Genomic DNA, 17,970 nt, shown 5'->3' on the forward strand with positions numbered 1-17,970 from the left:
GACTATTTTAACGTATTTATTGTGATTTGTAAATGGGGTAATGGTGAAAAGTACCGAAAAGTTTTTGTATAAATTTCCGTTCTTTAGCTGTTTTGCGAAAAACGGCTCAAAAATGCGCGGGTTCGCTCGTTATGTGTATTTTCAAATACCTCTGTCGGCGTGCCCTCCTCAACGATGGTGCCGCCGTCCATGAACACGACATGATCGGCCACATCGCGGGCAAACGCCATCTCGTGGGTGACGATGATCATGGTGGTGTGCTGGTCCGCCAGTGAGCGGATAACGCGCAGCACCTCGCCGGTCAGCTCGGGGTCGAGCGCCGAGGTTGGCTCGTCGAAGCACAGGATATCGGGCTTGAGCGCGAGCGCACGCGCAATGGCAACGCGCTGCTGCTGACCGCCGGACAGCTGGTGCGGATAGTGGCTCATGCGGCCCTCGAGGCTCATCATCTCGAGCAGCTCGATGGCGCGGTGCTCGATCTGCTCGTGAATCTCGCGTTTTCTCTGCTTGTAGTCCGGGCGTTCCTTGGCCTGCAGCAGGGGAGCGAGCATGACGTTCTCGAGTGCGGTGTACTGCGGGAACAGATTGAACGACTGGAACACCATGCCGAAGTGCAGACGGTTCTTGCGAATCTGCGCATCGCTCTTGGCGGCATGGTCGGCAGCGTCGAGCAGTGTCTCGCCGTTTACGATGATCTTACCCTCATTCGGGGTTTCGAGAAAATTCAGGCAGCGCAGCAGCGTGGTCTTGCCCGAACCGGACGAGCCGATGATGGCAAGCGCCTTGCCGCGCTCCAATGTAAAACTGATGTCTTTAAGCACCTTGGTAGAGCCGAAGTTCTTATAAAGGTGCTGTACCTCCAGAATAGGCATAACGGCTCCTCCTTATTTAAAGTAATCCATTTTCTTTTCGATCCAGCCGAACAGCAGGGTCAGAATACCGTTGAACAGCAGGTAGAATACGGCGGTGTAGAACAGCGGCCAGATGATACCGGCGCTCTTGATGAACTTTTCGCCCATCCACAGCACCTCGTATACCGCGATGGTACGCGCCAGAGCGGTATCTTTAACAAGGTTGATAAACTCGTTGCCCATCGGCGGGATAACGCGCTTGATGACCTGCAGCAGCGTTACCTTGAAGAAGATCTGGCTCTTGGTCATGCCGAGCACCTGACCGGCCTCATACTGACCACTCGGGATACCCTGAATGCCGCCGCGGAAGATTTCCGAGAAGTAGCAGGCGTAGTTGATGACGAACGCCACCAGCGCAGCGGTGAAGCGCGGCAGGGAAATATCCCACAGCAGGGCAGGACCGTAGAAAATGATGATGATCTGGAGCATAAGCGGCGTGCCGCGGACGATCCAGACGATGATTTTAATGAGTGCGCGCAGCGGTGTAATGCGGCTCATCGAGCCGAAGCTGATAAGCAGGCCGAGCGGCAGAGCGAATACCAGCGTCAGGCAGAAAAGCTGTACGGTGGTAACAAAGCCGCCCATCAGGCTGAGTGTTACATTGGCAAACATGTCGTTTCCTCTTTACCTCTTTTTTACTTTATTTCCTTTGACACATAAGGCAGAAGACGGTAGTCCGCCTTCTGCCTTATATTAACTGGGGGATGGGAGATTAAGCCTCCGGATCTACGATTGCTTCCTGTACGCCGTACTTCTGGGCGAAGGAAAGAACAACGCCGTCCTTGTGGGCGCCCTTGTAGAAGTTGTTGAATGCTTCGGTCAGATCAGAACCCTTGCGGAAGCCTACAACGTAGTTCTCGTCCTCCTCGCCGTTGGCCTCGTTGAGGTTTACGGTGTAGGTCAGGTTCGGGTAGCTGGTGCCCTCGCCGATCATAGCGCCTGCCATCAGCAGGTCGATCACGCAGGCATCAGAGGTGCCTGCGGCAACCTCCATCAGTGCGTCAGCCTGAGACTGAACTGCAGTTGCATTCAGACCGGCAGCCTGTGCAGCAGCCTCACCGGCGGAACCAGACTCAACAGCGAAGGTCATATCCTTGATGGACTCGATGTCCTTGGCAGCGTCAGCCTTGTCGGACGGAACAACAACAACCTGTGCGTTGGTTGCATACGGGTCGGAGCAGTTCATGGAGGTCTTGACCTCATCGGTCAGGGTCATGCCGTTCCAAACAGCGTCAACGCCCTTGGAATCCAGCTCCATGATCTTGTTGTCCCAGTTGATCTCGATGAACTCAGCTTTTACGCCCAGGCTCTCTGCGAAAGCCTTTGCCATGTCCGCGTCAAAGCCGACCCACTCGTCCGAGCCGTCTTCCTTATAATCCATCGGTGCGAAATCCGTGATGCCGATGACCAGCTTGCCGTTGCTCTTTACATAATCAATATCGCTCTCAGCGGAAGTTGAGGTGTCAGCCGCATCGGCGCTCGAGTCGTCGGTCTTGGCAGCAGAGCCGCCGCAGCCGGACAGCATGGATACACTCATTGCGCCTGCCATCAGCAGTGCAAGAAGTTTCTTCGTCTTCATTTTTAGAAAACCTCCTGTAATTCAGTTCATATCTTGTTTACTATTATAACACTTTAGCGCAGAAAATCAACCCCTGATTTTCATGCGGATTTTCAGTATTTTTGAAGGGTAAGCGGGCGGTATTTTGTGCAAAAATTAAAATAACAGGGTGAAATATAAGGAAAAGAGGGCGGGGAGCGGTTTGAATGGATTCTCACTCTTTTTTGCGAACCTGTGTTGACCTGTACCCCAAAAGAGATTATAATCATAAGTAAGCATGATTGTTAAAGAATAAACAATGAAGAACAAGTAAGACGGAGGGAATCAGCGTGGATTATACTGCACTGTATCAGCAGAAGCTGACAACGGCGGACGAAGCCGTTAAAGTTGTTAAATCGGGTGACTGGGTAGACTACGGCTGGTGTACGGGTACGCCTGTTGCACTGGACAAGGCACTTGCTGCCCGCATGGGCGAGCTGGAGGACGTAAACTTCCGCGGCGGTGTACTCATGCGCCGACCGGCGGTATTCGATATTCCGGATGCAGCTGACAAGATCACCTGGAACTCGTGGCACATGTCCGGCATTGAGCGCAAGGCATGCATGGAGGGCTTCGGCTTTTACAGCGCACTGCGCTACTCCGAGATGCCGCGCTGGTACCGCGAGAACGTCCGTCATGTCAATGTAGCCATGATTCAGGTGGCGCCGATGGACGCACATGGCTGGTTCAGCTTCGGTCCGCAGGCTTCGCACCTCAAAGCCATCTGCGATGTATCCGATGTTATCATCGTTGAGGTTAACAAGTATATGCCGCGCTGCCTCGGCGGCTTTGAGGACGGCATTCACATTTCGCAGGTGGATATGATCGTTGAGAGCGACACCGAAATGCCGCAGATGGGCGCAGGCGGCGAGCCGACCGAGGTTGATAAGGCGGTTGCAAAGCTGATCGTGGAGGAAATCCCGAACGGCGCCTGCCTGCAGCTGGGCATCGGCGGCATGCCGAATACCGTAGGCTCGATGATCGCGGAGTCTGACCTGAAGGACCTCGGCGTTCATACTGAAATGTACGTTGACGCATTCGTTGACATCTCCCGTGCAGGCAAGATCAACGGCTCGAAGAAGGCCATCGACCGCGGCCGTCAGGTGTTCGCGTTCGGCGCAGGCACCCAGAAGCTGTACGATTTTGTAAATGATAATCCGGAGTGCATGTCTGCACCGGTATCCTATACTAACGATGCGCGCACCATCGCACAGATCGACAACTTCATTTCCATCAACAATATCGTGGATGTGGATCTGTTCGGCCAGATGAACGCAGAAAGTGCCGGTATCAAGCAGATTTCCGGTGCAGGCGGCCAGCTGGACTTCGTTCTGGGCGCGTATCTGTCCAAGGGCGGCAAGAGCTTCATCTGCTGCTCGTCCACCTTTAAGAAGAAGGACGGCACGCTCGAGAGCCGTATTCGTCCGACGCTCGAGAACGGCTCGGTCGTTACCGATGCCCGTCCGTGCGCGCACTGGTTTGTCACCGAGTACGGCAAGGTAAACCTCAAGGGTCTGACTGCATGGCAGCGTGCGGAGGCTCTGATCTCGGTTGCGCATCCGGATTTCCGTGAGCAGCTGATTCAGGAAGCGGAGAAGATGCGTATCTGGAAGCGCTCCAATAAGAGATAAAATGCTGTCGGCGGAACTACAGTTCTGCACGGTGTTTGCTACTGTTTATAAGAAAACGCTCTGTGAAAACAGAGCGTTTTTTCTTATGCAATTATTAAAGTGAAATTCGCAGGATAAACTGCTGATTCCTGACCGAAAAGCTGTATACGCCGCCGTAGCGCTCGACAATGCTGCAAATGCTGTGCACGCCGATGCCGTGTCCGGCGCAGTCGGAGACCGGCACGCCGTGGCTGAACTGCACCGGCTGCGTGCAGTCGTTGACAACCTGCAGGAAGAACTTTCCGGCTTTTTCGTATGTCTGCACCTCGATGTGTCCGGGAATGCCGTCCGCGCGCTCGCTGCATGCGTGAATCGCATTCTCAAGCGCGTTGGAGAGCAGCACGCACAGGTCGCTCTCGGCAAGCGGCAGCTGATTGGGCAGCACGGCATGCACCGCAAGCAGGATGCTCTGCGCCTTGGCGCGGTCGGCAAACGATGAGAGAATCAGGTTTGCGGCCTCGTTTTCGCAGTAAACGGTCACGCGGCTGGCTTCGATTTCCTCGCTGATGGAGTGAATGTACTGCAGTGCCTGCTCATACTGCTCATTCTCGATGCAGGCGGTGATGTACTGCAGATGATGCCGCAGATCATGCCGGTAGGTGCGGGTTTTCTGCTGAGAGATACGCAGTGCTTCAATCTCACGGACGGCTTGATGCACCTGCAGGTCAAGATTGCTTTTCAGCTCCTCCAAACGCAGCCGCGCGTGCTGCTCTCTGGAAATGTGAATCAGGAACAGCAGGTACGCCGCACTGCATACGAACGGCATGAACTCCACGACTACGGCCGAACCGGAGAACAGCAGGTCGGTGTAAACGCGGGTGGCATAGTCAAACGCATAGTACACCGCGGGCACAATGCCGAACTGACACTGCACCGCCAGCGAATACTGCGACACCGACCGGATGGCAGGTGCGGTCTTGAGCAGCAGAATGAGCAGCGGCACGGTGACGATCATTTCCACAGCGTACTGCATGGTGTCTCCGCCGGAGAAGATAGCGACCGCGATCAGCGCCAGCCAGCGCCGCAGCTGACAGCACAGGTACGCCGTCAGCACGGAAATCACCGGCCACAGGCGTTCATGACTGAGCGAGCACAGCGCGAGCACAAGCGGCAGGTGGGTGTGCAGCGGATACAGATAGCGTCCGAAGCCCGGGTCCACACCGAGGTAGGCGATGCCGGACAGGCAGAAGATCATCAGTGTGTACAGCAGCATGCGCTTTTTCGCCTTGGGCGTCCAGTGGATATTGCAGAATGCTGCAGAGAGTGCGATGCCGAACAGCGTAACGGCAACGGAGTTGCAAAGGTCAACAGCGAGTGCGATCATGTCAGGAACACCTGCTCTTTCTGAAAGGCGTGTTCAAGGTACGCATCCTTGATGTCGTTGTAGCGTCCGCGCGGAATGGGCAGCTCGGCGCGGCTGGACATAACAAGCGTTTTCGGCGTGATCATCTGGATATGCTCTAAATTTACAAGGTAGGAGCGGTGAATGCGCAGAAAATTCCTGTGTTCGGCAAGGCTTTCGCACAGGCTGTCCATGCTGCCGGCGGCCTCGAGCACAGTGCCGTCAGTCTTGTGCAGCAGCAGGGAACGGCGGATGACCTCGCAGTATTCCAGCTTATCCAGTTCAACGCGTGTGATGCCGGTTCTGCAGCGCAGAATCAGGCTGGCGCTGCTCTCACGCGAGCAGGCGGCAATGACCGAATCCATCAGCCGGAAGAAGCTTTCCGGCCAGATCGGCTTGAGCTGATAGAAATACGCGCCCACCGTATACGACTGCACGGCAAACTCTGCGGATGAGGTGAGAAAGATGATCTTCACGTTGGAGTCGTACTGACGGATCTCGCGGGCGGCTTCGATGCCGTTTTCGCCGGGCATGAGCACATCGAGCAGCAGAATATCAAAGCGTGCGCCCTTTTCGATGGACGCCAGCAGCTCGAACGGGCTTTGGAAGGCTGTCGGGGCGATATCGGCGTTGTGTTCCGCACGGTAGCTGCCGAGCAGCTCGTGCAGTTCATCGAGCACGCTGGGATCGTCGTCGCAAAAGCCAATCTGGATCATGGTTCTCATCTCCTTTCTTTTTATAAAGGGAACAGATCATTTGTAATCGCGGCGGGTCTTGTCGGGTTCCCAACCCTCGAGCGGGTAGCGCTGCATGGCGCCGAAAATGCGCTCGCGTACACCGGGCATGGTCTTTTCGAGACTTTTCAGCAAATCCTTGATCTCCTGTCGCTTGGTGTTGCCGTCCGCCGGACACGGATTGTGCACGATAGGCAGCTCGTGCCGTTTGGCGAACGAGCGCACATAATGCTCCGGCACATACAGCAGCGGACGAATGAGCGTGATGTCGGCGCGGTCGAGGTAGGTTACCGGCGAAAAGCACGAAATGCGGCCTTCATAAAATAAGGAAAGCATGTAGGTCTCGACTACATCGTCAAAGTGATGGCCGAGCGCAACCTTGCTGCAGCCTGCCTTGCGGGCGGCATCGTGCAGAGCGCCGCGGCGCAGCTTGGCACAGAGCGAGCAGGGGTTTTCTTCGTGGCGGATATCAAACACGATAGGGCCAATCTGGGTGGGGACGCGGATGTACTCGACGCCCAGCTTGTCGCACAGCGTCTGCACAGGGGAGAAGTCCATCTCATCATAGCCCATCTCCAATGTAATAGCCACGACTGTAAAATGGTGCGGATAAAAGCGGCTCAGCTGGCTGAGCGCCACGAGCAGCGCGAGCGAGTCCTTGCCGCCGGAAACGCCGACCGCAATCCTGTCGTCCTCATCTATCATATGGTAATGGTCCACCGCACGGCGGACATAGGAAAGCATTTTCTGCATAACAGTCTCCTTTTTGATCGTACATATTAAAATTTATCAGAAAACGTCAAAAATCGCAAATGCAAAAAATGAAATGCAAAGTGAGTATTCGGGAGTATGAGAGAGATTAAAAGAGAAAACAAGAGAATGTATTGGATTGCAGATATTTTTTTAAAATTTCGCTTGACTTGCGCAAAATGATGTGTTTTAATAAATATGCTCGTTTCGAGCGATCAATCAGTTGTCAAAGTATTTTTGATATATATAAACGGAGGAAAAAACCATGTCTACTTTTATGGCTAAGGCAGAAAATGTCGAGCGTAAGTGGTATGTACTGGACGCAGCTGGCAAGCCGCTGGGCCGTACTGCTGCAACCGCTGCAATGCTGCTTCGCGGCAAGCACAAGACCACGTTCACTCCCCATGTTGACTGCGGCGATTTCGTAATCATCGTCAACGCTGACAAGGCGGTTCTGACCGGTAAGAAGCTCACCCAGAAGTACTATCGTCATCACACCGGCTGGGTCGGCGGTCTGAAGGAAGTTCAGTACAAGACCCTGATGGCTGAGAAGCCGGAGTTCGCTATGCAGCTCGCAGTTAAGGGCATGCTGCCGAAGAATTCCATCGGCCGTCAGTCCGCTACCCGTCTGAAGGTATTTGCTGGCGAGAACCACAATCATCAGGCTCAGAAGCCCGAGAACTGGGAAAAGTAAGGGAGGATTAACTGATGTATACACCTAAGAAGGCATATTTCTATGGCACCGGCAGAAGAAAGTCCTCTGTTGCCCGCGTTCGTCTTTTCCCGGGCGGCACCGGTGAGATCAAGATCAACAACCGCACCATCGACAACTACTTCGGTCTTGAGACCCTGAAGATGGTTTGCCGTCAGCCGTTCGAAGTAACCGGCACCGAAGGCAAGTTCGACGTAGAGTGCACCGTAACCGGCGGCGGCTTCACCGGCCAGGCTGGCGCAATCCGTCACGGCATCGCTCGTGCTCTGCTGCAGGCTGATTCCGACCAGTACCGCGCAGCTCTGAAGGCTGCTGGCTTCCTGACCCGCGATCCGCGTATGAAGGAACGTAAGAAGTACGGTCTGAAGGCTGCACGTCGTGCACCGCAGTTCTCCAAGCGCTAAACAAGCAAAATACCACCGAAACTACTGTTCGGTGGTATTTTTTTATGCACTTAGATTTTTCTGACGACATTCTGACGACACGGGGGAGCGTTTACGACATGGTTTCCTTACGGTCGTCGTCTGTCTTTTTGCGGAATACGGCTGCACGGAGTTCCTCCAGTTCGTTGTGGACGTAGATCTCGGCGGTGACCTGAATGTCCTTGTGGCCGAGGATCTTCTGGATCGTGTAGATGTCCACACCGTTCCGGCGCAGGCTGGTGCCGTAGGTGTGGCGCATCTCGTGCGAGGTGAGCACCGGAATGTCAGGGTGCCGCTCGTGCACGCCGGTCATGAACTTCTTGAGCCGCTGAGAAAAGTGGTCGGTATCCTGCAGACCGCCGGTCTGCGAGGGAAACAGGTACAGGCTGTCATGCGGCAGCGACTGCACCAGGGCGATACACTTGTCCGAGATTGGAATGGTGCGGAAGCTGTTTTTCTTCGGCGCGGCCAGCTTGAGCACGCCGACCTCGGAAACGACGGTGCGCTGAATGTGCAGCGAGCCGTTGCCCGGTTCGAGCACGAAGTCCGTCCACATGGTCCCCAGCAGCTCGCCGCGGCGCATACCGGTATCGAGCAGGAGTGCAGCAGCGGGAAACGCCTCGAGTGCTTCCTCGCGCACAATGGCGATCTGCTTTTCGGTCAGCACACGCTTGACGCGCTTGTGCGCCGAACTGCTGAACTGCACGCGCTTTGCCGGATTCTTGTAACACAAGTCGTTCTCGATAGCCGTTTCAAAGATGTCCACCAGGCACAGACGGATCTTCTTCAGATGCGATGCGGACAGACCCTTGTGCATGGCGGCGAACGTCTGTACATCGACCGGCCGCACATCGGTCAGATCGACACTGCCGAAGTACGGCTCCAGATACAGCCGCACGATCTCCTCATAGGTCTGGAGCGTATTGGGGCTGACAAACGGCTGCTTGTAGGTCTTGAGCCACTTGCGCGCCCACTGGGAAAAGTTGTAGCTTTTCCGGACGAATGCTTCGCCGGTCCGTGCGGATACCTCGGAGGCCACACGGAATTCCTCGGCTTTCTTTTTCGCATCGGCAAGGCTGACCGTGCTGTAAAAGGATTTGCGCAGCGGCTTGCCGTGAATGTCGCGGCCGAGCGTGATCTTGTATTCGTAGCGGTTGTCCTTGCGTGTAGGTTTTTTTCTCGGCATAAAAATAACCCCTTTCTTACCGTAAAAAAGTATGGTAAAATAGGGGTACTGATGGCTTGGTAGGTTTATCAGTACCCCATGTCCCGCTCTGGTGTTGGTAGCACCGGGGCGGGATTTTTTTCTTAGCTTAGTTAGATGTAGACGCCGCAATCTTATCTTCTTGGTCAGATATAGATATTATGTTCTCATTGGCGTCACTTGGTATTTTATGCGAGGGAATCATCTGGGAGACGGAAATATTATGTTGCTGCATACTGCGAATGCACACATCAAGTAGATCAACAAGATCACTTTCTTTAAGCGACTTTATCTTCTTATAGCGTTTTTTGTCATCCTTTTCTGTAAGAATCTTAAATGTCTTTCTGATTTTTCCCATAGAATACTCCTTTTGATTTAATAAGAGGTAGAGGTAGGCATTACGCCCAACCATTGGCGTATACTTCATAATTGCAGTTTGCAAATTCAGAATGAATCGGCATATCAAACGGAACACTGCCAGAAGAGGGGAGTTTATCGACAAAAGTAGATTCGCCGCCGATAATGTCGCCGTCTTCGTTTCGGAATACTGCTGCAACAACAATCATATCAAGGTCAAAGTCATTCTTGTTTACGACTTCTCCAACCAAGCGTTCGCTGTGCATAGCTACGCTTTCAACTAATAGAGGAGTAAACGTAGACTGTTCCAGAGTAGCGGTGGAAACGATATTATAGTCATCAGGCTGCACGATAGTGAATTCTACAGAAGAAGGCGCTTCATCTACTTGGAGAAGCTGCCCAGAATACCAGAAGTCCTGTTGGGGATAGATGGTAGAGAGTGTCTGATCCTGAGTGCCAAGCAATGTGCCACTGGAATCTCGTGCAGTAATGCGGACAGTTGGATAAAGAACCGCTAAGTCAGTGTTGGGGTTATGAACCTTGACTGAGCAGTACAGGAAACCGCCTTCTATCATCGTATAACCGGATTCTGCAATGTCAAGCGGGGTAAATTCAGAATTCGTATCTGTAGAAGTAAATACATTGTTGGTATCGTCAGCAGTCGCATCCGACTGTTTAGTATCGTTCGGGATATTGCTGTTACAAGCAGTGAGGGATAGCACCATCAGACAGAAAAATATTGATGCCAATATTCGCTTTTTCATATTCGTCCTCCTCAGATTTGATCTACGGTGCGAATGACTTTGATAACACGGCCAACAACACGGCACTGTTCCAGGTCTACACCTTCGATACGCCTCGGCTTGAATTCTGGATTGATGGGAATAAGATCGATCCAATCCTCGCCTGGCTTATATTCGATACGCTTGACAGTGGCTTCATCGCCGCCCAGCAGCATAATGCCGATCCGACCGGAAATGCCCATGTCGCTGCATCGCAGGCACAGGATTTCGTCGCCGTCCTGGAACTGCGGGTACATACTGTCGCCGCTGACCGTGGCCAGAAAGAAATCTTCAGGTCTGCGCCGTCCAATCCACTCAGCAGGTATGGTTCGCTGTTCATAAACATCGGTAGAGGTTGCGTTAAAGTGTGCTGCTACCGGGCCTGCATAGTGGATTGTGACAAGATTGGCGCTGCTTGGTGTTACACCAGCAGGGGAGGATTCGTCGCTCCAACCCATGAGATAAGCCACTGTCGTTTGTAAAACTTTTGCTAAAGGTTCGAGAGATGTACCAGGGAGTTTCTCTATATCACCTTTTTCATAACGAAAGATTGTCGCGCGAGAAACGTTCAGCGCTGTTGCAACATCTTCTGCACTTAATTTTAATTCTTTGCGGCGTGCTTTCATACGATCACCAGTAGTCAATACAGCCACCTCCTTGATACTTCTTACTATATCATGCGTATAGCAAAAATGCAACACGAATTTGCAATAGAACAAAATAGAATCGCATAATTGCGAAAATGCAGTTGACATCTTGGGTAAAAGATGGTACTATAAAACCACAAAGTCGCAATAATGCGATACTGGACGGAGGTGATGACTTTGAGAGTAAATACAGATATGCTTCGAGGGAAAATCGTAGCAAACGGCCTAACTCAAGAAGGCGTTGCAGCACAGATCGGAATGGATCGGAGTACTTTTTCTCGAAAGATGAAAAGTTCGGCACTTGATTTTTCGGTCGAAGAGATGCACAAACTGTGCGACGTACTAATGTTGAGCAATGAGGAGGCAATCCAAATTTTTTTAGCTCAATAGTCGCATAAATGCGATATAGAAAGAACGTACAGAGCATTGATCGGAGGTGAACCCATGACCGCAGTATTGCTTTTTTCTACCGCTGCCTGTGCTGTGGGCTGGTTATGCCAATATATCAGCGCGCGTGTACTGGCGTGGTATCTGCTCGAAAAAAAGTGCCCGCCTCCAACTCGCGCAGAGTTAAGGCAAGGCACTCGGTTCGTGGTAGAAGAAATCTTCAAGTGTTTTTCTGGAAATAAGCGCTGATCGCGCAGGCTGTCATGCCCTCGGCAATCGCTTTGACAGCTTCAAGCGAAAAATCGCGGACTGATGGAATGATCTTTTTGATTCCTGACCAGCGTTCTTCGTTTTTGATAGAGGATAAGAATTCATGTCCTTGGAATGTGATGAAGTTGACATAACATCGGCTGACAGCATTATCTGCTCGGCACGATGTTAAGTTGATAAGACCAGCCTGTTCGAGATTTTTAAGCGCATAGTAAATCTCGGCTGGGCTGTACGAAGGAAATGCCTGAACGATATTGCCAAACCATACAGGTTCACCTTCAACATCACCGTCATCACGGGTAATGTAATAATTCTGTTCCTCCAGATACAGAAGAATTCCACGAAACAAATCAATGTGTAACTTCAAATGCAAACCTCCTTTCCGCTCCCAGTATAGCATAGGAGAGGACAAGGAGACTACCCCGAAAGTGAGGTGAACCCCATGACCCACATTTCCGCCGAAGTCGCCGGCTGGGCGGCGTTGATCCTGTCGCAGGTGTATCTGCTCAAGTACCGCCTGTTCGGTCAGCACATTGACAAGATCGGCGCGGCACTGTGTATCACGATGGCAGTCGTGCTGTGTATCGGCTGCACCGTCGCAAACCTTATTACATAGGGAGGTGAACGCCATGACAACCCCGATTGCCATCACGGCCAAGCTGTCCGAGCTGGAACGGCTGTGCGAGAAGTACCCGCAGAAGATCCCAATCGACGAATGCGCGGCGTTTCTCGGCATGGCAGGCGAAAGCCTGAGAGCCTGTCTGGAGCACGGTTCCTGTCCGTTCGGGCTCGGTTGGCTCAAGAAAAACGCACATAACCGCGCGTTCTTTATCCCTACGCTGACGTTTTACCTCTGGGTAACGCAATCAGCTGGATTTCGAGAGGAAGTGACACCATGAATCGCATCAACGGAGTCATTGCCGGCCTGTCGTTCCTCGGCCTGCTGTCTGCCAGCGGCTACGCTGAAATGGACAAGCTGCCGATGGGCGGTTATACAGTTCTGGCAGCACTGTTGTTGAGCGTTATGCTTATCAGCGTGCGCAGTCTTGTTAAGCATTACTACGAGGGAAACTGAATGTGGACGAAGAAGAAAGAATCCGATATTCTGTCGCAGATGGCATCGGACGCTCGCGTGTCAGATGCAGCAAAATGCGAAATCAAGCCGGTTTTACAGCCGCAAGCGAGAAAAATCGGTGTGAAAACAGAAAAACGCCGCTGAGGAACGGCAATTCCAACAGCGGCATATGAAAGATTACACTTACATAATACCCGCAAGGAGGCGGGAAGTCAATGAAAATTGAACTGAAATCTTTGGACTTGGTGCACTTCAAGTGCTTTCCCAAGCTGCACCTCGACTTTCATGAGGGCGTGAATAGCCTGTTCGGTGCCAATGCCGCAGGCAAAACCAGCGTTTATGATGCGCTGACGTGGCTGCTTTTCGACAAGGACAGCGCAGGCCACAGCCGCCCGGCCGTCAAGCCGACTGGTGCACCGGCAGGCACGATGCCCGAGGTGACCGCCATTCTGGAGGTGGACGGTGAGCCGATCAAACTCCGCAAGGTGCTCCGCGAGAAGTGGGAGAAGCCGCGCGGTTCGTCCATCGAGCGCTACGCCGGTGACACGCGCGACTATTACATCGACGATGTGCCGCTCGCCGAGAACGAGTACAAGCGCCGGATCGCGGAGCTGATCGACGAAAACCGCTTCAAGCTGCTGACCGATGTCTGGGCGGTGACGAGCAAGATGCACTGGAAGGACCGCCGCACGCTGCTCGCTGAGATCTGCGGTCTGCCGGAGGACAAGCAGCTGCTTTCCACGGCACCGCAGTTTGCCGAGCTGACCGAGAAAGTCGGCAGCCGGACAGTGGATGAATACAAGTCCGTGCTGATGAAGCAGCGCAAGGACATGAACGCAAACCTCAACACCTTGCCGGTTCGCGTGGACGAGTGCAGCCGCATGGTGACGGAGCTGGAAAGCCTTGACTTCGCGGCGGCGCACAGCGAAAGCGACCGTTTGCAGGCCGAGCGCGAACGGGTGCAGGGTGAGCTGGTGAAGCTCACGAACAACACCCTTGCCGCACAGGCACGCAACGAGCTAGGTGCCCTGCAAAACCAGCTCCGTGAGCTGGAAACCGAAAACAACGCCCATCTTGCCAGCCAGCGCGTGCCGGTGGAGGACGAAACGCCGGTACTGACCGCCGCGCTTGACCGCGCAAAATGCGAAGCCGATCGCCTGACGCGCACTGTCGCACGGGAAACCGACTACATCACCACCGGCGAAAACTGCCTGAACGACTACCGCGCACGCTGGCGTGCCATCGACGCCGAGGAGTTCACGGAAACCATCTGCCCGACCTGTCATCAGCCGTTACCGGCAGAGCAGGTTGCCGAGGCGCGCGAAGCCTTTGCCGCCCATCAGCAGCAGCGCAAGGACACGCTCCTTGAGGACAGCAAGTTTGTCAAGCGGGGCATTGCAGCAGCACAGGAACGCCTTGCAAATGCGGAAACTGCACTGAAATCCGCACAGAACGAGATGCAGAAAGCGCAGATCGCCCTTGACAGCTACACGCCGCCGGTCATCACAGAACCGGAGAACCTGCCGGACTACGACCGCCGCAGGAACGCCATCCAGATGCTCATCACGGATACGGAAAAGCGGCTCGACCGATTGAACAGCGACACCGCTGCGGAAAAGACCCGTCTGGAAATCGAGCACGCCGAGCTGACGCGCCGCAAGCTGGAAAGCGATGCCGTTCTTGCCAAGGAGCTGACGCTCGCTGATACGCGCCGCCGCATTGCTGAATTGCAGGCCGAGCAGCGCACTGCCGCCGCCGAGGTCGAGCAGATGGACAGGCTCATCGCCATGTGCGAGGAGTTCACGCGCTACCGCGTGCAGGCCATTACCGAGAGCGTCAACAGCCGGTTCCGCCTGACGCGCTGGCAGCTGTTCACTGAGCAGGTCAACGGTGGTCTGGCGGATTGCTGTGAGCCGATGGACAGCAACGGGACAGCGTTCGAGGGTACGAACAACGCCATGAAAATCAATATCGGCATGGACATTATCGACACGCTGAGCGAGTTCTACGGCGTGCGCGTACCGCTTTTCGTGGACAACGCGGAATCGGTGACGCACTTACAGGAAATCGGCTCGCAGGTCGTGCGGCTGGTGGTTTCTGAAGCAGACAAGGAGTTGAGAATCGAATGAGTTTGAAGGCAAAGCGCAAGGCGGCGAGCAGCATTCCGCCGATGGACGGCGGCACTTATATGGGTGTTTGCGTTGCTGTGGTTGACCTCGGTCAGCAGTACAAGCAGTTCGAGAAGCAGAAGCAGGGCAAGTACGCCGAGGAATGTATGTTCATCTTTGAGATACCGAGCGAGCGCGTGGAGGTGGACGGCGAGGACAAGCCGCGCTGGCTGTCGTCCCGCCGGTTTACGGTATCGCTGCATGAGCGTGCGGCGCTATTCCAGATGCTGACCGCATGGCGCGGCAAGGCACTGACCGATGCAGAATTGGATCCGGCCGGTGATGGCTTTGATCTGATGCAGATGGCAGGCGTTCCGGCAATGCTGAGCGTGACCGTCGTTGAAAAGGATGACGGTAGCAAGTACAACCGCATCGAGGCGGTCACCGGTTTCCCGAAAGGCCTTCCGGCGCCGCAGCCGGAGAGCGAAATTCTCGTGTTCGATGCGGACGATCCGGACATGGAGGTGCTCGGCAAGCTGCCTGAGTGGGTGCAGGACATCATCCGCAAGTCCACGCAGTTCGCGGACAACGCGCCCGAGGAAAAGGTCGATATTCCGCCCGAAGAACCGGAAACGCCGCCTGACAGCAAAGGAGCGTGCCCGATTTGACGTTTACATCACTGGCGAGCAGCTCCCACGGCAACGCCTACGTGGTATCGGACGGCGAAACCACGCTGCTGTTGGAGTGCGGACTGACGTTCAAGGAGCTGCAAAAGCGGCTCGGCTACGGCGTGGCGGGCATTACCGCCTGTTTGGTGTCGCATGAGCACCAAGACCACGCGAAAGCCGCTGCACAGCTGCTGAAAAGCGGCGTTCCGGTCTACATGAGCGAGGGCACCGCCGCCGCCCACAAGGACGCAATGGACGCGGCAAACCTCATCAAAGCGGGTGACGTGCTGCGGTTCGGGCACCTGACGGTCGTGCCGTTCCGCACGTTCCACAACACGGACGAGCCGCTCGGGTTTCTCATCGAGGACGGCCGCACCAAGGAACGCCTGCTCTGGGCGGTGGATACCGCGAATCTGGGCGTCACCGCCGATAAGCTGACCTACATCGCGGTTGAGTGCAACTACGAGGAGCGCCTGCTGGACCGCAGCGACCGCATTCCCTCGTTGCTCAAGGAGCGCATTCGGCACAGTCATTTCGAGGTGAATGACGTTATCAAATGGCTGCACAAGCAGGATCTCAGTGGTGTACTCACCATCTGGCTACTGCACCTGTCCGCCGGCAACAGCAGGGCAGAGGCATGGCAGCGGCGGTTTGAAAGGGAGTTTCCGGGTATCACCATTCGGATTTGCCCGGAATGAAAAATTTTTTTCCCGGAGTTGACCGTTTGAGGTCAATTTTTTCGGGCGATTCACATGATAGATGAGGAGCAAAACCATGCGAAAGAAATTATGCCTGGGTTGCGCACAGGCAATGCAGAAACGCGCAGACATTCGCTACACCGGCAAGCGCACACAGGTCGGTATCTGCGGCGGCTGCCACAGCAAAATGCTGGTGACGGAGTACATCGTACCGGACAGCGTGCCGCAGCCTGAGCCCAAAACGTTGCCGGAAACCGAGCCGGAGCAGCCCAAAGCGTCCGGCGGTTCGGGCGAAAAGTGGACGATCAGCCTGACGGTTGACAGCCGTACCGCTGCCGCGATCGCGCGTTACGCCGAACGCTGGCAGCTGACAAACGGCGAGGTCGTGGACAGCCTGATGTGCTTCTACAAGCGCGAAATGAGAAAGAGGTATAACCATGAGTGAGAATTACAACGCCACCGGAGAAATCAAGGAAATCGGTATTCTGGACATGATGAACGGTGCGATTGGCGAACGCGCGGCGTATGAGCTGTCGCGCATTATGAAGAACTGCCGCGACCTGAATACCGAGGCAAAGAAGGCACGCACGCTGACCATCAAGCTGTCCATCGTGCCGACCGAGAACCGCGACAGCGTGGCGGTTCGCGCAGAGGTGAGCAGCAAGCTGGTTCCGGTCAAGCCAATCGACGGCGCACTGCTGCTCGGCGGCACGGACGCAGAACCCATCGTTATGGAGTACACGCCGCAGGTGCCCGGTCAGCAGTCGTTCGACCCGTCCGTTGACACCGAACCCAAGGTCGTCAAGCTGGCGTAAATCAATAGGAGGATATTCAAAATGATCAAGGAAGCACTGGAATATATCGTAAACCTTTCGGCTCCGCATCTGGAGTTCCGCAATGGCAGCCACTATGCAGACCGCACGCTGCACCGCATTCCGAACGAGCTGACGGCATCGCCGCTGGCGGTACATACGCTTTCGGCGGTGCGCGACTACATTGAGAGCGGCGCAGATGAATGTGCCGAGGATGAGGACAGCATCGGCCGCCGCTTCGTTATCCATGTTGCGGATTACGACCGCGTGTACCTGTACCGCGAGCTGAACAGCGACAAGGCGCGTGAGTGCTTGCTGGAAGCCGAGCTGTCCGCACCGACGTTCCCGTTTGGCCGCTGGCTGGGCGTGGAGGAGTTCATCATCAATATGCAGACGCATTTCGTGCCGACCGAAGTCCGCGACACGTTGGTGCAGCTCATCAGCACGGTAACGACCGAGAACGGCGTATCGCTGGCGGATGACGGCATGACGCAGCGCGTGACGGCCCGCAGCGGTATTTCTCTTGTGAAGCAGGTGAGCGTGCCGAACCCGGTTGTACTGGCGCCGTACCGCACCTTTACCGAGGTTGAGCAGCCGAAAAGTCCGTTCGTGTTCCGTATTCGCCAGACCGGCGATGAGGTGCAGGCGGCGCTCTTTGCGGCTGACGCGGATGCATGGAAGCGTGAGGCTATCGCAAATATCCGCGACTGGTTCGAGCATCACATTCCGCAGGAGCTCCGCGAGGACGTTATCATTCTGGCGTAAGCAGGCAAGGCACAGGGCGGCAACCCCGCCCTTCCTGCCCTGAAAACCGGAGGTGATAC

The 17,970-nt window shown here is 54.7% G+C and carries 24 protein-coding genes; 13 read left to right on the forward strand and 11 right to left on the reverse strand.

The features are described 5' to 3' along the window. Nucleotides 1-83 precede the first annotated feature (83 nt). The 3 genes from PGY33_RS07455 to PGY33_RS07465 all read right to left on the reverse strand — a co-directional run bounded on the left by PGY33_RS07455 (nucleotide 84) and on the right by PGY33_RS07465 (nucleotide 2,490). The gene (locus tag PGY33_RS07455) at nucleotides 84-872 is read right to left on the reverse strand and encodes an amino acid ABC transporter ATP-binding protein (RefSeq protein ID WP_118481066.1); all 789 of its coding nucleotides are present in this window, start codon (nucleotides 870-872) and stop codon (nucleotides 84-86) included. A gap of 12 nt (nucleotides 873-884) precedes the next feature. Further along, nucleotides 885-1,523 (reverse strand): amino acid ABC transporter permease, encoded by a 639-nt coding sequence (locus tag PGY33_RS07460; RefSeq protein ID WP_117492066.1) that lies wholly within the window; start codon nucleotides 1,521-1,523, stop codon nucleotides 885-887. Nucleotides 1,524-1,623: 100 nt separating this feature from the next. Then, on the reverse strand, nucleotides 1,624-2,490 hold the full coding sequence (locus PGY33_RS07465) for a transporter substrate-binding domain-containing protein (protein ID WP_118481067.1): 867 nt from the start codon (nucleotides 2,488-2,490) through the stop codon (nucleotides 1,624-1,626). A 308-nt stretch (nucleotides 2,491-2,798) separates the two neighbouring features. Between PGY33_RS07465 and PGY33_RS07470 the strand changes: the two genes are divergently transcribed. Continuing rightward, nucleotides 2,799-4,139 carry a butyryl-CoA:acetate CoA-transferase gene (locus tag PGY33_RS07470; RefSeq protein ID WP_118481068.1) on the forward strand — a complete coding sequence of 447 codons (1,341 nt, stop codon included), beginning with the start codon at nucleotides 2,799-2,801 and terminating at the stop codon, nucleotides 4,137-4,139. Between the two features lie 94 nt (nucleotides 4,140-4,233). Here the strand turns inward: PGY33_RS07470 and PGY33_RS07475 are convergent, their stop codons facing one another. From PGY33_RS07475 to PGY33_RS07485, 3 genes are read right to left on the reverse strand one after another with little or no spacing between them, the layout of a single operon-like run. Then, nucleotides 4,234-5,502: a sensor histidine kinase gene (locus PGY33_RS07475; RefSeq protein ID WP_118481069.1), complete on the reverse strand. Its 1,269-nt coding sequence runs from the start codon at nucleotides 5,500-5,502 to the stop codon at nucleotides 4,234-4,236. Then, nucleotides 5,499-6,236 carry a LytR/AlgR family response regulator transcription factor gene (locus PGY33_RS07480; RefSeq protein ID WP_270477934.1) on the reverse strand — a complete coding sequence of 246 codons (738 nt, stop codon included), beginning with the start codon at nucleotides 6,234-6,236 and terminating at the stop codon, nucleotides 5,499-5,501. The genes PGY33_RS07475 and PGY33_RS07480 overlap by 4 nt, the downstream gene beginning before the upstream one ends. Before the next feature lie 36 nt (nucleotides 6,237-6,272). Next, nucleotides 6,273-7,007, reverse strand: a complete 735-nt coding sequence (locus PGY33_RS07485) for a tRNA lysidine(34) synthetase (RefSeq protein ID WP_270477935.1) — start codon at nucleotides 7,005-7,007, stop codon at nucleotides 6,273-6,275. Between the two features lie 262 nt (nucleotides 7,008-7,269). Here PGY33_RS07485 and rplM point away from each other — a divergent pair, with 262 nt between their 5' ends. Both rplM and rpsI read left to right on the forward strand, forming a co-directional pair. Beyond that, nucleotides 7,270-7,698 carry a 50S ribosomal protein L13 gene (gene rplM / locus PGY33_RS07490; RefSeq protein ID WP_116704844.1) on the forward strand — a complete coding sequence of 143 codons (429 nt, stop codon included), beginning with the start codon at nucleotides 7,270-7,272 and terminating at the stop codon, nucleotides 7,696-7,698. Between the two features lie 14 nt (nucleotides 7,699-7,712). Further along, a complete protein-coding gene (gene rpsI / locus PGY33_RS07495; RefSeq protein WP_110437409.1) occupies nucleotides 7,713-8,120 on the forward strand; it encodes a 30S ribosomal protein S9 in 408 nt (135 codons plus the stop codon). A 91-nt stretch (nucleotides 8,121-8,211) separates the two neighbouring features. On the opposite strand, the gene PGY33_RS07500 is transcribed toward rpsI, so the two are convergent. The 5 genes from PGY33_RS07500 to PGY33_RS07520 all read right to left on the reverse strand — a co-directional run bounded on the left by PGY33_RS07500 (nucleotide 8,212) and on the right by PGY33_RS07520 (nucleotide 12,152). Continuing rightward, nucleotides 8,212-9,324 (reverse strand): tyrosine-type recombinase/integrase, encoded by a 1,113-nt coding sequence (locus tag PGY33_RS07500; protein WP_270477937.1) that lies wholly within the window; start codon nucleotides 9,322-9,324, stop codon nucleotides 8,212-8,214. Between the two features lie 127 nt (nucleotides 9,325-9,451). After that, nucleotides 9,452-9,700, reverse strand: a complete 249-nt coding sequence (locus tag PGY33_RS07505) for a hypothetical protein (RefSeq protein WP_195386858.1) — start codon at nucleotides 9,698-9,700, stop codon at nucleotides 9,452-9,454. A gap of 40 nt (nucleotides 9,701-9,740) precedes the next feature. Continuing rightward, nucleotides 9,741-10,463, reverse strand: a complete 723-nt coding sequence (locus PGY33_RS07510) for a hypothetical protein (RefSeq protein ID WP_270477939.1) — start codon at nucleotides 10,461-10,463, stop codon at nucleotides 9,741-9,743. Between the two features lie 11 nt (nucleotides 10,464-10,474). Further along, a complete protein-coding gene (locus tag PGY33_RS07515; RefSeq protein WP_270477941.1) occupies nucleotides 10,475-11,125 on the reverse strand; it encodes a LexA family protein in 651 nt (216 codons plus the stop codon). Between the two features lie 610 nt (nucleotides 11,126-11,735). After that, on the reverse strand, nucleotides 11,736-12,152 hold the full coding sequence (locus PGY33_RS07520) for a DUF2513 domain-containing protein (RefSeq protein WP_270477942.1): 417 nt from the start codon (nucleotides 12,150-12,152) through the stop codon (nucleotides 11,736-11,738). Nucleotides 12,153-12,227: 75 nt separating this feature from the next. Here PGY33_RS07520 and PGY33_RS07525 point away from each other — a divergent pair, with 75 nt between their 5' ends. The 10 genes from PGY33_RS07525 to PGY33_RS07570 all read left to right on the forward strand — a co-directional run bounded on the left by PGY33_RS07525 (nucleotide 12,228) and on the right by PGY33_RS07570 (nucleotide 17,911). Further along, on the forward strand, nucleotides 12,228-12,401 hold the full coding sequence (locus PGY33_RS07525; RefSeq protein ID WP_270477943.1) for a hypothetical protein: 174 nt from the start codon (nucleotides 12,228-12,230) through the stop codon (nucleotides 12,399-12,401). 13 nt (nucleotides 12,402-12,414) lie between these two features. After that, complete coding sequence (locus PGY33_RS07530; protein WP_270477945.1) at nucleotides 12,415-12,684, forward strand: hypothetical protein; 270 nt, start codon at nucleotides 12,415-12,417, stop codon at nucleotides 12,682-12,684. Further along, nucleotides 12,681-12,860, forward strand: a complete 180-nt coding sequence (locus PGY33_RS07535; protein ID WP_270477946.1) for a hypothetical protein — start codon at nucleotides 12,681-12,683, stop codon at nucleotides 12,858-12,860. Before PGY33_RS07530 ends, PGY33_RS07535 begins: the two co-directional genes overlap by 4 nt. After that, complete coding sequence (locus tag PGY33_RS07540; protein WP_195386862.1) at nucleotides 12,861-13,004, forward strand: hypothetical protein; 144 nt, start codon at nucleotides 12,861-12,863, stop codon at nucleotides 13,002-13,004. It abuts the gene before it with no gap. A 71-nt stretch (nucleotides 13,005-13,075) separates the two neighbouring features. Further along, complete coding sequence (locus PGY33_RS07545; RefSeq protein ID WP_270477948.1) at nucleotides 13,076-14,989, forward strand: AAA family ATPase; 1,914 nt, start codon at nucleotides 13,076-13,078, stop codon at nucleotides 14,987-14,989. Beyond that, nucleotides 14,986-15,636: a phage replication initiation protein, NGO0469 family gene (locus PGY33_RS07550; RefSeq protein ID WP_270477950.1), complete on the forward strand. Its 651-nt coding sequence runs from the start codon at nucleotides 14,986-14,988 to the stop codon at nucleotides 15,634-15,636. Before PGY33_RS07545 ends, PGY33_RS07550 begins: the two co-directional genes overlap by 4 nt. Further along, nucleotides 15,633-16,334 (forward strand): MBL fold metallo-hydrolase, encoded by a 702-nt coding sequence (locus PGY33_RS07555; protein ID WP_270477952.1) that lies wholly within the window; start codon nucleotides 15,633-15,635, stop codon nucleotides 16,332-16,334. Before PGY33_RS07550 ends, PGY33_RS07555 begins: the two co-directional genes overlap by 4 nt. 76 nt (nucleotides 16,335-16,410) lie before the next feature. Then, nucleotides 16,411-16,779 carry a hypothetical protein gene (locus PGY33_RS07560; RefSeq protein WP_270477954.1) on the forward strand — a complete coding sequence of 123 codons (369 nt, stop codon included), beginning with the start codon at nucleotides 16,411-16,413 and terminating at the stop codon, nucleotides 16,777-16,779. Further along, nucleotides 16,772-17,149 carry a hypothetical protein gene (locus PGY33_RS07565; protein WP_270417346.1) on the forward strand — a complete coding sequence of 126 codons (378 nt, stop codon included), beginning with the start codon at nucleotides 16,772-16,774 and terminating at the stop codon, nucleotides 17,147-17,149. The genes PGY33_RS07560 and PGY33_RS07565 overlap by 8 nt, the downstream gene beginning before the upstream one ends. Before the next feature lie 21 nt (nucleotides 17,150-17,170). Then, nucleotides 17,171-17,911 (forward strand): hypothetical protein, encoded by a 741-nt coding sequence (locus PGY33_RS07570; protein WP_270477955.1) that lies wholly within the window; start codon nucleotides 17,171-17,173, stop codon nucleotides 17,909-17,911. Nucleotides 17,912-17,970 lie beyond the last annotated feature (59 nt).

This window comes from Butyricicoccus sp. AF18-9LB, from assembly GCF_027684505.1.
Lineage (GTDB): Bacteria > Bacillota > Clostridia > Oscillospirales > Butyricicoccaceae > Agathobaculum > Agathobaculum butyriciproducens.